Genomic DNA, 14,796 nt, shown 5'->3' on the forward strand with positions numbered 1-14,796 from the left:
TGTATATTGTCGGTTAAGACAATTACATCAACCTATTTCATTTCGATATGAAGTAACAATCCTTTCCGATAATTCAATGGAGTTTGTCCTGCATTCCTTTTGAAAAACTTACAAAAAGCTGCCGCATCACTAAACCCTAACTTGGAAGCAATCTCACCAACCGTAGATTTTGTAGAACTCAACAAGGTACGCGCTTCCATAACCAACAGTTCGTTTATAATACTATTGATGGTCTTGCCTGTTCCAGCACGTACAATACGGGCCAGGTACTGCTCACTGATAGCCAGTTTATCCGCATAAAAGCTCACAAAATGTTCTTCCCTGAAATTCTGGGTAACCAGTGCATGAAACTCCTGTAAAACGTGGTCTTTACGGCTGACCTCTTTTTTAATAATTGTCTTTCGGGAAAGAAAATCAGCTATATCAAGAAATAAAGCATTGCACGCTGCCTGTATGCGCCGGAAAAGAAAATGATGTTCAATATTCAGCAGGCGCATCAACACTTCCAGTTCCTTATGGATGATTTGGGCTTCGTACTCTGTCAACTGTATCGTATATTGTTTATTCTGCCTCATTGTCGCCAATAAGATAGCCGTTATTTGTGTCAAATAAGAATCGTCTGTCCGCATGGATTCGGAAAGGGCAAGAGTAATAAACTGAATATCACGGCTTGAGTAAAGATGCTCCGTGAGATAATTTGCTCCATGAATAAGCAGCATATTCGGCTCTATCGCAATAAACTCTCCATTCAGCAGAATCTCCGAACGACCTTCAAGAACGAATATCATATAAAGTTCCCGATTGAAATAACATTCATTTGCCGGATAACTTCTGTCTTTATATTCACTCCTAAAACAGACTACCTCCTCTTTATAATGAGGAAGTTCCGGATGCTCCTTCAACAGCTGCGTATTATCAAATATACGAGATTTTACCATTTACATCTTCTTTTTATGATGTAAAAATACGATTTGTTTCGGATATGACAAAAAGTGTACGGAATTAGATAATCTATTTCAGAGTAAAAAACGGGACCTTTGCATATCCTTTTCAATGCATGAAAGGAAAATAAATAAAGGAGGTCAAAAAGGTATGGAAATGAAAGATGTTTTCAAGAGGTATTTAGTATTTGTTATCGGACTCTATTTTTTAGCGGCAGGCATTGTATTGATTATACGCTCGGCACTAGGAACTACTCCCATATCGAGCATCAATTATGTATTAAGTTTGAATAGTCCTTTGTCATTGGGTACTTGCACCTTCATCATCAATATGGTTCTTATCCTGGGACAATTCTGGTTAATCCGAAAGAACAGAACCCGGCAGGATATTATTGAAATTCTTCTTCAAATGCCGTTCTCTTTTATCTTTTCGGCATTCATTGATTTTAATATGATGCTGACAAGTGAACTGCATCCCGCCAATTATGGCATGTCAATCGCTTTATTACTTACAGGATGCATGGTGCAATCTATCGGAGTAGTTCTCGAACTTAAACCGAGAGTAGCCATGATGAGTGCAGAAGCATTCGTGAAATATGCATCCCGCCATTATAACAAGGAGTTCGGAAAGTTCAAAGTCTATTTTGATATTACTTTGGTTACCTTGGCCGTAATTCTCTCTCTCTTACTGACGCAAGGTATTCAAGGAGTACGTGAAGGGTCGCTCATTGCAGCCTGCATAACCGGATATATCGTGAGTTTCCTGAATCAAAAGATAATGACGAGAAAGACCCTCCATAAATTATTACCAGTCTGGAAGTAAATCCTGCATATCCACCAAATTTATCGTTTTCTTGACAAGCTTTGTATTTTAGAGAAAGATAAAGATAGGAACAAGATGAAATCAACCAGTGATATCCAATCACAGGTTGAAAAAATATCTTTCAAACACACCCGAAAAGTTATTGGCGGGAGTATTGAGGTAGTGTTTTATGATACGACTACTCTATACTTTGAGGCTACTGATGAGGATGATTTGAGAATCCCCAGTTTCTCCAAAGATGGAAAACACAGTTGCCCTCAGATCTTCCTCAGGCTTTTAGTTGCCGCACGAGGAAAACCAATCGGTTATGAAATCTATGAAGGAAATATATTTGAAGGTAACACCCTGATTCCTGTCATAGAGAACCTTGCTAAGAAACATGGCTTCACTCATCCGATAGTGGTGGTAGATGCAGGACTTCTATCAAAGAACAATATAAAATCACTTGAAGAGCAAGGTTATGAATATATCCTTGGCGCACGTATTTTCTGGATAAGATGCAGGAGAGGCTGAATAAGCGGATGCAGGGGGATGATGAGAGGGAACGAAGAAAGTAATAATGAGAACGAGAGTTTTGCGCTTCTCATTTTTTGTGTTGTATTCTGACCATAAAGGAATTGTGAGTTAGTAATTTCACAGAGATTGATTATTATCCGAAAATATTTCCTACTTTTGGAAACTGATAAATATATTGGTAGAATTCAATATATATGAATCGGATAAGATGTGTTTTACAGATGGAAGTAAAGCAGTCGATTAAATAATAATATGCGATATGAATGTTAATGAATTTATAGCTCAATATAGAAATCACCCCGTATTATTTATAGGGTCTGGTCTTTCATTTAGATATCTTGATAATACATACACTTGGGATGCTCTTTTGAGTAAGGTATGTGAAGATATTTGGGGTAATGACGAGCATTACCTTGATATAAAATCATCTTGCAATGATGCCGGAGTATATCACTTTGATGAAATAGCGAGCAAAATAGAACATGAATTCAATGATATTTTAGCGCAAGATAGAGATGGAAAGTTCAAAGCTGTAAATGATACCTTCTATGAGCACATGCGTAATGGAGTTAATTTGAGTCGTTTCAAGATACACATATCGAATATAATAAGAGCATCCAAACCAAAGAATGGAATAGAACGAGAAATTGCAGAGTTGAAGAAGGTTCGTAAAAATATCGGATCTGTAATCACGACAAATTACGATAGGTTTATTGAAGAAATTTTCGAATTCAATGCTCTTGTTGGTAATGACATCTTATTAAGTAATCCGTATGGGTCTATATATAAAATACATGGATGCATCGATGATGTAGCTAAAATTATAATCACGAAAGAGGATTATGACGAGTTTGACAAAAGGTACGAACTTATTAGAGCTCAACTTTTATCTCTTTTTATTCATAATCCAATAATCTTTTTGGGATATAGTATTAATGATGACAATATAAAGAAAGTATTAAAGACCATATTTTCCTACGTTCAACCTAATACATCTCAAGCAGAATTAATTCGCAGAAATTTCTTGTTAGTAGAATATGAAAAGGATTCTACTAATATTGAAATAGTTGAACATGATATCGACATGAATGGTTCTACAATAAGAATTAACAAGATAAAAACGGATAATTTTATAGCTATTTATACAGCTCTGTCTAATATAACCCTGCCAATTTCAGCAATGGATGTCAGGAAAGTACAAAATGTGGTGAAAGAAATAAATTCAGGTGGTACAATAAAGGTTTTTATCACAGAAGATATTGAGGATATGAGGAATAGTGATAGAATATTGGCGATAGGGTCGCATAAGACAATTCAATATCAATATATGACTATTCCTGAGATAATTCAAAACTATTTTAAGATTATCGATGAATCCAACTCTTCTATTTTGTCACTAATTGATAAACATACAATATCTGATTCTACTTACTTTCCTATATTTGGTTTCTCAACAATTAATAGCAAAATTGAAAGTATAGACAGATTAAAAGCAAATCAAAAGCGCAATCTGACTAAGTACATACAGAGTAAATGTTTGCTCTATAAAAATAATCGTAATTGTACTTGCGATTCTGTTATTAAAGATTCCAGTATTGCTATGTCATATAAGCATAATGCCATTATGTATGCTGTATATGACGATAAAATTCAATTATCAGATTTGGAGAAATATCTAAAGTCTATTAAGACTGAAGAGAAAAAGCAATCAAATTATAGACGTCTTTTATGCCTTTATGACATAAAAAAATATGATAGTTTACCAAAAGTAGAAAAGATAGTCAAAAAGGCTACATCAAAACGAAAATGATGTATTTACAAATAAGGGATAGGATTGAATAAGTAAGCACTTATTGATACAAAATGAACCATTATTATGGAGGAAGACTATTCATGGAGTCAAGAACTTTAGGATTGGGAAAAGCGACAAGAAGATTATGAACGATTAGAGTTGAATACTGATGCCGAGATTAATGATGAATGGAGTGATGGCATTCCTCCTGAGATACAAGAATTAATTGATTGGTATAAAAATGATTGAGTCATGGCAAAAGATATAATGATAATAAACGATAGTGAGTACGCTCAAATATTGCAGCAGGCAGTTTCTGAAATTCAGACCGCTCGAATCACTGTTGCCCGTCAAGTAAACAGTGCGGTTAATTCTGCATATTGGAATATTGGCAAATTACTTTTCGAAAAGAATTTGGAGAGTGGATATGGTAGTGGTGTGGTTAAGCGGCTGTCAGTAGACTTAAAAGAACAATTTCCTGATATGGGACTGTCTCCTCGTAATCTTTGGGACATGAAACGGTTTTATGAAAGATATAATGCTTGCGATTCAAAACTGCGACAAGCTGTCGCAGTTTTACCATGGGGGCATAATCTGCTGCTTTTAAGTAAAGTGGAGAACAGTGATGCTGTTGAGTTCTATGCCCAAGAATGTTTGCAAAAAGGCTGGTCAAGAGATATGTTACTCAATGCAATAAAGATGAGTACCTATGCAACTCGTCAGTCGCAAATCAAGACGAATAATTTTGACGCAGTCTTGCCTATGGCGCAAGCCAATTATGCTAATGAGGTTTTTAGAAGTTCCTATAATCTCGGCTTTCTTGGAATAACAGAGCCTATTAGAGAATTGGAATTAGAGAAGCGGCTGGTTTCTAAAATCAAGTCGTTCATTTTGGAATTAGGCCGGGGATTTTCTTTTATTGGCAATCAATATCGTCTGGAATACAACAATAAAGAATATTTCGTAGATATGCTTTTCTTCCATCGGAGACTTAGGTCGCTTGTTGCGATTGAATTAAAAATCGGTGCATTTCAGGCAGAGTATGTTGGTAAAATGAATCTTTATCTCTCTTTACTCGACCGTTTTGAAAAAGGCGAAAATGAAAACTCATCCATAGGTATCATCCTTTGTGCTGACAAAGACCACTTAGATGTAGAGATTGCGTTGCAAGATGTAAATAAACCTATTGGAGTTGCCGAGTATCAGCTACTGCTACCCAAAGATGAACTTCAGGCATTACTCATTCAAGAGATTAATTCTATAGAAGACGATATTAATTCAGAAAAGGAGTAGCAACATTATATTCAATAGGTTGATGTATATTGTCGGTTAAGACAATAACATCAACCTATTTCATTTCGATATGAAGTATTAAGCTTGAATTTATGTTTTATCTTCGCGGCCCAAATTGTCAGACAGTGTCTAACAAATTTAATTGGTCTTATATATGCGAATTGATTAAGATTCTTTCAAAGAAGCGACTTTTTATTTCATCTATAATTATACTTGTATTTACTTCTTCTGCTTATCTATTTCTTTCAGAAGTTCATCGACAGCCACCTTTAATTGGGTATCCTCTCCCTTAACGACCGTCTCCGGATCATTAGTAACCTTCACATCCGGTTCCAACTGGGTGTTTTCCAAATAACTGCCATCAGGCAAACGATAGCCGACGATAGGAATACCAAAGACGAGTGAAGGATCTTGTAAAGTTTCCCAAGACACGCTCGTCATTGTACCCGGAACAGGCATACCGACAAGTTTTCCTATATTTTGATGTTTATATACCCATGGAGTTCCATGTGCATTCGAATAGTTAGCTTCACATTGCAGCATAATAGACGGCTTGTTCCAACGACGGCTTGGCATGTCACACGCTTCGCGTCCACGGACTACTTGAGTGAAGTATTTCTGACCACTGAACAGTATTTCAATATCTTCATGCAAACGACCACCACCGTTGAACCGGGTATCAATCACAATTCCATCACAGTTGTTATATTTTCCCAGAATATCCGAGTAAACGGTACGGAAACTGTCATCTCCCATGGATTGAATATGAACATATCCCAAACGTCCTTTCGACCATTTCTCAACATCTGCCGCCCGCTGTTTCACCCAACGTTTGTATAACAACCCATTCAGCTGGCCGCTCGTAACCGGCATCACAACTTCTTCCCAACGTTCTTTATTTTGCGGATTGTAGATTGAAATCAAGGTCTTCTTCCCTGCTTTATTATTCAACAGACAAGTGATGTCATGATCGGGAGTTATTTCCTCACCGTTAATCTTTTCAATGATACATCCCGCTTTTACTTTGGTACGCGAATGGTCGAACGGACCTTTCTCGATAATTTCGGCAATCTGCATCCCTTTTCCCTGATAATCCCAGTCGAACAGAAGTCCCAGATTGGAAGTAACATCACCTTTACCTTTGGGAGAATAGCGTCCTCCGGTATGTGAAACATTCAACTCGCCCAACCATTCACTCAACAGTTCTGCAAAGTCATAATTGTTATCAATGTGAGGCAGGAATTTGCGATAAGCATTAGTCATGGCATCCCAGTTTACCCCGTGCATATTGACATTATAAAAACGTTTCTGATGTTGTTTGTACACATGATCAAACATCGCTTCACGTTCAGCTGCCAAATCCATTTTCATTTCAGCCTGATAACTGATTGATTTCAAAGCATCCGACTTGGCATCCATCTTTTGCATATTGCGGCTTCCCAATAAGAAGATATCTCCTTTTTTATCCAGCATCAGCGATGCCCACCCGGTATTGAGTTTATGCAGACGTTTTGTCTCTTTCTCACGGAGATTCATTTTCCAAAGGTCATATCCATCTTCGAAAGCAGAGAAATAGTAGAGATCCTCTCCATCTTTGGATAGTATGGCACTGCCTAAGTCAGAAGAGTTGGGAGTCAGACGTACGATACGGTCTTCAATGCCGTTAAGCTCGACTACTATATCTTTCTGGTCTGCTTTTTCCTCATCCGCCTTCTCCTTATCACCGTCTTTCTTCTTGTTATCATCTTTCTCCTTTGCTTTCTTTTGTTCCTTTTCAAGTTCCTTGAGCAATTCGAAATCTTCCTTGCTCAAACGGTAACGATCATAAGCATCCTGATTGAGGAATACCAACATAACATCCTGTTGCGATCCCCAAGAAGCATGTGCACGCATACCATAACGTTCGGTCTGGAAAAGAATGGCATTTCCATCGAGTACCCAATGCGGAGAACCGCTGATATATCCACTATTAGTCAGATTGGTTATCGCTCCTCCCTGTGCACTGACAATACCTATATCCGAATAAGGATCATGACGATTGCCGATAAATTCAAGAGTAAACCATTTACCATCCGGTGACCATTCGTAGTCAAATCCACCTCCGGTGTTATACCATGTAGAACCGTCCGTCACCTGACGCACTTTCTTCGTTTTCAAATCGAGTACCATCAAACGATTGCGGTCTTCGATAAAAGCCAGCTCTTTACCATCCGGCGAATATTGCGGATAAGCACGTTCTACCGTTTTGGACGGTAATAAAACTTCCTCCTCAATAAGAGTGGCATTAGGGAAATTAGGGTCTTCCTTACGGCTTATTTTTGCTGTGTAAAGTTGCCAATTACCGGTGCGTTCACTGGCATAAACCAGCGTTCGGTTGTCCGGAGCAAAAGAGACAGAAGCTTCTTTCGCGGGAGTATTTGTAATTTGCTTGGTTGTAGCATAGTCAGTTGAAGTTACAAAAACGTCACCACGCACAATAAAAGCAACCTGTTTGCCATCCGGAGATACGGAAGCGGAAGTGGCTCCCTGTGAGAATTTAAGTGCAGCAACCTGCTCTTCATCGTCACGGACAAGTTCTACTTTTACTTTTTCCGGACGGGCACCGGGTTTCTGGGTATAAAGCTCACCGTCATAGGCGTAACACAAAGTTCCTTTATCGCTGACAGACAAGAAACGTACCGGATGAGTCTTAAAAGTAGTGACAGCCTTTACTTCTTGTGGAGTATTCAATGAGAAAGTATACACATTAAAAGAACCTCCATTACGTTCACTCAAAAAATAGACTGTATTACCATCAGGTGCATATACAGGATTACGGTCCTCCCCTCCCCGGTTTGTCAGGTTCGTATGTTTTCCGGTTTGGGTATTGTATAACCAAATATCTCTCGTAATGGATGAAGTGTGATGTTTTCTCCATTCATCCTCAAAACCTTTGCGGTCCTGATAAAGAAAGTTCTTTCCTGCTTTATCAAAACAAACGAGTTCGGCGGGAGTTGCCAGCACTTGTTCAGTACGCCCTCCGTCTACAGAAACTTTGTATAATTCTGTCATTGCTCCCGTAGGAAACAAAGCACTGTTTGCAGGATCTTGTATGGAAGCGGAGAAAAGGACATACTTTCCATCCGGTGTAAAAGCCGAGGGAATTTCCGATGCGGAATGGTAAGTCAGTCTCCGGGCGACACCTCCGTCGGCAGGCATGATGAACAGGTCGAAATTTCCATTCCGGTCACTGGCAAATGCGATTTGTTTTCCGTCGGGAGACCAGACGGGATTGGCTTCATAAGAGGCTTGTGTGGTAAGTTGAACGGCAGTTCCTCCTTGTGCGGGAACTTTATAAATATCTCCTTTATAACAGAAGACAATCTCGGTCCCATCCGGTGAAATACGTGCATCACGCATCCACAAAGGAGTAATTGCATAGCTGGATAATGCTGATAATACCAGTGCTAACGAAGTTATTAGTTTCTTCATATCAATTTATTATATATTTATTCTGAAAAATCAGTTTGAATTAGTTTTCCCGTGTAATTATAGAATGCTCTGTCACCAAAATCTTTGAAAAAGAAAGCGTATTTATCCACTCCCGTACAATGACAAACGCCAATTTGCCGGGGAAGGTATTCCTGCAAATAATCTGCAATGATCTGATATTTTTGTTTTTCCGCATTATGAATGTGAAAACCTCCGAGAAGTAACTTGCAGGAAGATTCAGGAAATGCGGTCCGAACGGTACGCAAGATATTGGTGATCCCCCGGTGAGAACAGGCGCTCAACACAGAAACTCCTTCCGGTTCCACTAACACCATTGCCAATTCATCCTGAAAGGTATCCGGTATTTTGCAACCATCTTCTTTCTGAACCCAGAAGCGTTCAAAATGGGTATCCTCCTGATTGATAATATCAATAGATGGAAAAAGAAAGACTCCGGGAAGCAGTTCGGTCTGCTCTGTGATAAAGCGGAAACGGGAAAGATCAAGATTTTGCGTATGCTTCATTCCATTCTCGCGTTCATCCTTGAATTTAGGAGAAAAGATTTCACGTTTACAGACAACGGTTGCCTGTGTATTCAATTCCAGAAAATAACGCAGTCCCCCCGTATGGTCACTGTGACCGTGGGATAATATTAAATAATCAACTTTTTGTAAATCAATGTGCAACAGACGGGCATTACGGATAAACAAGTCAGATGCTCCCGTATCGAAAAGAATTCTATTCCCTTGGATCTCAATATAGAGAGAAAGACCATGCTCGGCCTGCAATTTACGTCCATAGACACAATTCTCCACAAGAGTCGTTATTTTATAGCTCATGACATTTAGTTATCAAACAAATAATGTAAAATAAAAAGTTCTGCCACAAAATTATAATAATTCTGTGGCAGAACAAGCAATCTAATCAATTAAAATTCTTGACTTTTCAATCTTTCTGATTGAATCCTTATTTTTATCCTTCAAAAGGTTATACCATTTTTCCCATCTTGTAAGCTTCCTGCATATAGGGAGTATCTTTAATTTCCCCTACCTTCCATGCACCAATTCCATAAACCGTTCCCTTTTCCTGCGGTCCTTCCAGGCAATCGAGGAAACCACGGAAACCATCAATGGTACGTTCCATCATTGCTTTATCGTTTTCCGCAGCCGCAATAATGAAATAAAATTCCTTGTTGGTTATTTCCGTATAGCGTGCACAGCAGCGGTCGATCATAATCTTCATCTGTCCGCACATGGTATAAAAATAGACCGGAGTTGCCATCACAATCACATCTGCAGCAATCATCTTCTCTACAATTTGCGTTGCATCATCCTTCTGCGGACAAGGTTTACCGTACATACTGCAAACACTGCATCCCGTACAAGGATGAACTGTTTTGTCTTTCAGGAAAATCTTCTCCACTTCATTACCTGCTTCGAGAGCACCTTTCATAAATTCATCACATAATAAATCAGAATTACCACCTTTACGTGGACTGGATGAAATTATCAAAACCTTTTTAGCCATAACTTTACTTTATTACTTTTTATTTTCAGAATTCTTTCTGTCAACGATTCACTTTGCAAAAGTAGAGAAATAAAAGCAGATCGAATGTAGATAAATTACAGAGAAAGATACCTAAATTACAGTTTTCATATTTTACTGGTACTTTTTCTCTGTCTCTTGTATATATTTATTCAATAAATAGATCTGAAAGTTTTTTTCACTAATATATAATTCATATCTTTGTTCAGGATACGAACAATATAATACTAATGAAGAAAATACTACTGACCGACTCACATAAAGAAAAGCTGTTTCAAATCCCTCTCTTCCGGGACTTACCTCTGAATATCAAACTTTCTTTGCTTGAAAAGCTGGAATTTGTAGTCTATGCAGCAGAAAAAAAAGAGATCGTTGTAACACAAGGTACTCCATGCAATAAACTATATGTATTATTGGAAGGTAAACTACGCACAGACATTATAGACGGACTTGGAAACGAAGTGATGATTGAATATATTATTGCTCCGCGCACCTTTGCCACTCCGCACCTCTTCACTTCAAACAATACATTGCCCGCCACTTTTACCGCTCTCGAAAACAGTGTGGTGTTGATGGCAACCAAGGAATCGACTTTTAAGGTTATCAGTCAGGATCCACAGGTTCTTCATAATTTTCTTTGCATAGCAGGAAATTGCAATATCTGTACCGTATCCCGCCTGAAACCTCTTTCACGCAAAACCGTGCGGGAAAGATTTATTGTTTATCTATATGAACATAAGAAAAAAGATTCATTGGTGGTAGATATCATGCATACTCAATCCCAACTCGCCGAATACTTAAATGTATCACGTCCCGCCCTATCTAAAGAAATCAATAAGATGATTAAAGAAGGGCTTGTCACTATGGAAGGAAAACGAATAGTGATTTTAGATCAAATAACTTTAGAGAAATATCTGTAATAATCTATTCCATAACAATAAAGATAATTATCAGGGAAGTCTCTAAAACAAAAAATCATCCTTACTACAATATGTATAGTAAGGATGATTTTATAAACTCAAAACTTTTCAAAAATTCTCTCTCTATTTAATTCTTATTATTTCCTTGGATTTACCATTTTACAAACAATATTTTCGGATTGATATTCAATGATACCCAACCCCAGTCCTGCCAGCTTTTATGATTACCTGTTTTCACAATATCCATTGTCTTCGTGCCACGCATAAAAGAATATCCGGCAGAGAGTTTCACATCTTTCATGATTGACCAGTTTATCTGATAATCAACTTCCGAACCTAATGATTTCTTTAAGTCCTGAACTTTAACTGCTGTACTAAAGTAATGGTAATTGAGTTCCATATCCACCTTGTCAGATAGACGGAAACGACCTCCGATACGAGCATCCATCAATCCCGGTGCATAACCGTTCGCAAATGTAGAAGCATAAAAATAATCCATTGCTCCATAGAATTTATGATGGGTTCCATAAAGAGGATCAAAAGCCTTATACTTACCGCCATTTCCTTTATCACCGCTTAAATAATCAAAACTAGCCACGGCTCCCCATGTCTGATTAAAGGTATAGGCGGCTTGTATGCTTCCCATCAAAGCTGAAACTTTCTCCGCAGCTTTATTCTTACCCATCTGATAGTAGAAAGCACCATCCAGATTCCAGTTACTATTCTTATAAGTGAGGTAAGTACCCATTGTTTGTAAATAGCGGGTATGAGAATCATCCGTGGCTTTATCACCCGTTTCCAATCCCAGATTCATAAACAATAAAGAAGCTCCGAACGGAACATTATCCGCTTTATAATGATACCAGACGGTTTGCATATTCTTATAAGGCTGTCCGGTAGAAGAATCATAGTAAGTACCTCCACTTGTTCTATTGTCATTATTCTGGTTAAAAGCAAGAATCAGATGCACTTCATTATTTTTGTTAGCATATCCCAGCTTCAATGCATCGTGGTAACGACCCGCTACATTCCAATCCAGTCCTCCCAAAATACGTTCATCATCATAAATCAATGACTGACGTCCCAGTTGAGCAAAGAACCCTTCACCAAAGTTCAGTTTCGCCCAAGCCTCATTCAACATAAAACGCCCATTCTTCTCAATCTGCGGGTCTTGTCCCCAAACACCGACATGCTGTGCCGACATCTTTAGTTCCAGATCCGAACGTTTATAATCCATCGAGAGGCGTGCACGGTTATTGATGAAAGATGTAGGAGCTACCCCTTCATCCCGTGGAGTCAATGCACCATTCCGATACTCCGCACGAGGTCTGATTTGCATAGACATCGTAAATTCATTCTCTTTCTCCGTGTTTTGTGTATATGCCATGCTTGGCAACAGCATAAGCAAGAATGACCAATAAAATGTTTTCATTGATATTGAAGTTTTAGTGATTCGATATTTCAATTTAAATTATAAGTATGCACACTGACTCCCTGTGCGGCCGGAAGGTAATTGATTCCATACCAGCACATTTGCAACAGGACAAATGATACTAACAGAATAATCAACGCAGGACGTGCCTTCAATGGCTTGCCTAATCTGAAATGGATATACACCAGATAAGCGAACCAGGTAGCTGCCGCCCAAGTTTCTTTCGGGTCCCAAGCCCAGTAATGCCCCCAGGCTTCTTTTGCCCAGATAGCTCCGGTAAGCATACCTAATGTCATAAATGCCAGACCTACATAGGTGAGGTTGTCACACAAATCCATTTCTTTCCGTTCAATCTCCTTCTTTTTGAACCAAAGCAGATAGACGGCCATCACCGTCGCCGCTCCCAACATAGCATAAGCAAACATATACACAATGACATGAGGGGCAAACCACGGGCTTTGCAAAGCAGGCATCAACGTCTTATTGTGAATCTCCGGTTTGAAGATATTGATACAGATAAAGACCAATGAAAGGATGCAACTGAAACTTAAAATCCATTTATACTTCCAGCGTGCATAGGTTATCAATCCCGCCAACGGAAGGAAGAAAGAATACCACAGCCGTGTCTCTCCCATTGTCCGCATCGGAGGACGTTCTAATGAAATCCACATTCCGATAATGAAGCTGAAGAAAATAGCCAGACCTAAGAAAGTAAATCCATAAGCCCATCCCGGTTTTGTACCTTTCCAGGCAGCAAAAGCTCCCAAAGCCCAACAAACCAGTGCGGCTATTGCAAATAGTATAAAGTATTCCCAACTCATGCTTTGTCCTCCTCTTTCCTCTTTTGTGCGCTGACAAACAGACAGATGGCTCCTGCCATCATCATTATAATTCCTGTGTAAACAACCGGCAACCACGGATCGCGAACCAACTCAAAAACACTGACATCGCTCCATCTTCCCTTTGTTTCATCGTAACTAAGTTGATAAATTTTCCAACCTTCTATCTCCATCGGACGGTTCACTTCAATGGTTCCTTCCGTGATCGTTCCTTCTTGTGTGTAAATCTTCACTTCCGATGCAAATCGCTGCGGTTCCCGTTCCGGCATTACAATACTGGTTAAAGAATCCAGCCGGATTGCCTTATAGGGAAAAAGAAAACTACCACAGCTTACCCATCCCTCTTTGGTTGTTTGATTCTTCTGATTGACTGCTTTCAGATAGACAGCATAAGTCGCTCCCATCGAATAGAATTTTGTAAACTTCAAGGTATCTTCGGTAGCCACAGAAGCAGCCATCGGAATAGATTGCTCAATAGTTAGCTGCCAATCCTGCAAGCTGCCATTTGTCACTCCCTCTTCCAACAATACATGTACAGGAGATTTGTCGGGAAGCGTACGGCCGGTTTCATTATCAATCAACATCAGTTTCGGAGGATATTCGTCGATAGTGAAATCCTTCAGTTCGATAGCCAGCGGAAGTTCAATCAGTTGACCTTTATCATCCGTAGCCCGCCATTCGGCACTTCCCATCCGGGTTGTCATTTTCAACCTTTGCATATCGGCATTTCCCAAAGTGGCTGTTATCAGTGCAATAAACAATCCGATATGATTCAGTAGGAAAGAAATCCTGCTGATCTTCAAAGAGAAACCGGTGCGAAGGATTGTCAGCCCCAAGGCGGTGACCATCCAAAAGTAGAGCAAGACAAAAGGCCAGGAAGAAATCATCTGCGAAAATCCCAGCAGATCAGCCGGAGCATGACCGGAAGGAGCCTGCCGGATCAGTCCCATCACTACCGTCATGCCGACCACCCACAATAGAGACGAGACAGCAGCGGAATAATGACTCAACCATCCGAATAAATAGACACGTTTGCGAAGAAGGTGCATGGCTACCAAAGCAATGATATAAACCACTAACACAATCACATTGACCGGACAGGCAAACAGGTCCCAATGTATGGCTCCCACTGTCATTTGCAGCAATAGCCCTATCACCAGTAATCCTGCGCCAATCACCAGCCCTTCTTTATAACTCCATGGTTTGCTCCACATATATAAATTC

The 14,796-nt window shown here is 39.3% G+C and carries 12 protein-coding genes; 5 read left to right on the forward strand and 7 right to left on the reverse strand.

Annotated features, from left to right (window positions below):
• Positions 1–32: 32 nt before the first annotated feature.
• A complete protein-coding gene (locus AAHJ11_RS09975; protein WP_413579469.1) occupies positions 33–938 on the reverse strand; it encodes a helix-turn-helix domain-containing protein in 906 nt (301 codons plus the stop codon).
• Positions 939–1,092: 154 nt separating this feature from the next.
• On the opposite strand from AAHJ11_RS09975, the gene AAHJ11_RS09980 reads away from it, so the two are divergent.
• The 4 genes from AAHJ11_RS09980 to AAHJ11_RS09995 all read left to right on the forward strand — a co-directional run bounded on the left by AAHJ11_RS09980 (position 1,093) and on the right by AAHJ11_RS09995 (position 5,365).
• Complete coding sequence (locus AAHJ11_RS09980; protein WP_009000000.1) at positions 1,093–1,764, forward strand: YczE/YyaS/YitT family protein; 672 nt, start codon at positions 1,093–1,095, stop codon at positions 1,762–1,764.
• Positions 1,765–1,839: 75 nt separating this feature from the next.
• Positions 1,840–2,277: a transposase gene (locus tag AAHJ11_RS09985; RefSeq protein WP_413579470.1), complete on the forward strand. Its 438-nt coding sequence runs from the start codon at positions 1,840–1,842 to the stop codon at positions 2,275–2,277.
• A gap of 262 nt (positions 2,278–2,539) precedes the next feature.
• The gene (locus AAHJ11_RS09990) at positions 2,540–4,090 is read left to right on the forward strand and encodes an SIR2 family protein (protein WP_413579471.1); all 1,551 of its coding nucleotides are present in this window, start codon (positions 2,540–2,542) and stop codon (positions 4,088–4,090) included.
• Positions 4,091–4,324: 234 nt separating this feature from the next.
• The gene (locus AAHJ11_RS09995) at positions 4,325–5,365 is read left to right on the forward strand and encodes a PDDEXK nuclease domain-containing protein (protein ID WP_413579472.1); all 1,041 of its coding nucleotides are present in this window, start codon (positions 4,325–4,327) and stop codon (positions 5,363–5,365) included.
• 219 nt (positions 5,366–5,584) lie between these two features.
• Here AAHJ11_RS09995 and AAHJ11_RS10000 read toward each other — a convergent pair whose 3' ends face one another.
• The 3 genes from AAHJ11_RS10000 to AAHJ11_RS10010 all read right to left on the reverse strand — a co-directional run bounded on the left by AAHJ11_RS10000 (position 5,585) and on the right by AAHJ11_RS10010 (position 10,363).
• A complete protein-coding gene (locus tag AAHJ11_RS10000; RefSeq protein WP_413579474.1) occupies positions 5,585–8,836 on the reverse strand; it encodes a S41 family peptidase in 3,252 nt (1,083 codons plus the stop codon).
• Between the two features lie 17 nt (positions 8,837–8,853).
• Complete coding sequence (locus AAHJ11_RS10005; RefSeq protein WP_413579476.1) at positions 8,854–9,675, reverse strand: MBL fold metallo-hydrolase; 822 nt, start codon at positions 9,673–9,675, stop codon at positions 8,854–8,856.
• Positions 9,676–9,823: 148 nt separating this feature from the next.
• Positions 9,824–10,363, reverse strand: a complete 540-nt coding sequence (locus tag AAHJ11_RS10010; RefSeq protein ID WP_413579478.1) for a flavodoxin family protein — start codon at positions 10,361–10,363, stop codon at positions 9,824–9,826.
• Between the two features lie 248 nt (positions 10,364–10,611).
• Between AAHJ11_RS10010 and AAHJ11_RS10015 the strand changes: the two genes are divergently transcribed.
• Complete coding sequence (locus tag AAHJ11_RS10015; protein ID WP_320974385.1) at positions 10,612–11,301, forward strand: Crp/Fnr family transcriptional regulator; 690 nt, start codon at positions 10,612–10,614, stop codon at positions 11,299–11,301.
• A gap of 151 nt (positions 11,302–11,452) precedes the next feature.
• Here the strand turns inward: AAHJ11_RS10015 and AAHJ11_RS10020 are convergent, their stop codons facing one another.
• From AAHJ11_RS10020 to AAHJ11_RS10030, 3 genes are read right to left on the reverse strand one after another with little or no spacing between them, the layout of a single operon-like run.
• Positions 11,453–12,733: an alginate export family protein gene (locus AAHJ11_RS10020; protein ID WP_195650675.1), complete on the reverse strand. Its 1,281-nt coding sequence runs from the start codon at positions 12,731–12,733 to the stop codon at positions 11,453–11,455.
• A gap of 29 nt (positions 12,734–12,762) precedes the next feature.
• Positions 12,763–13,554: a cytochrome c biogenesis protein gene (locus AAHJ11_RS10025; protein WP_074557958.1), complete on the reverse strand. Its 792-nt coding sequence runs from the start codon at positions 13,552–13,554 to the stop codon at positions 12,763–12,765.
• A complete protein-coding gene (locus tag AAHJ11_RS10030; RefSeq protein ID WP_217721058.1) occupies positions 13,551–14,786 on the reverse strand; it encodes a cytochrome c biogenesis protein ResB in 1,236 nt (411 codons plus the stop codon). The genes AAHJ11_RS10025 and AAHJ11_RS10030 overlap by 4 nt, the downstream gene beginning before the upstream one ends.
• Between the last annotated feature and the right edge of the window lie 10 nt (positions 14,787–14,796).

Origin of the sequence: Bacteroides sp. 90-K9/2 (assembly GCF_047310725.1) — a bacterium.
Classification (GTDB): Bacteria; Bacteroidota; Bacteroidia; order Bacteroidales; family Bacteroidaceae; genus Bacteroides; species Bacteroides vicugnae.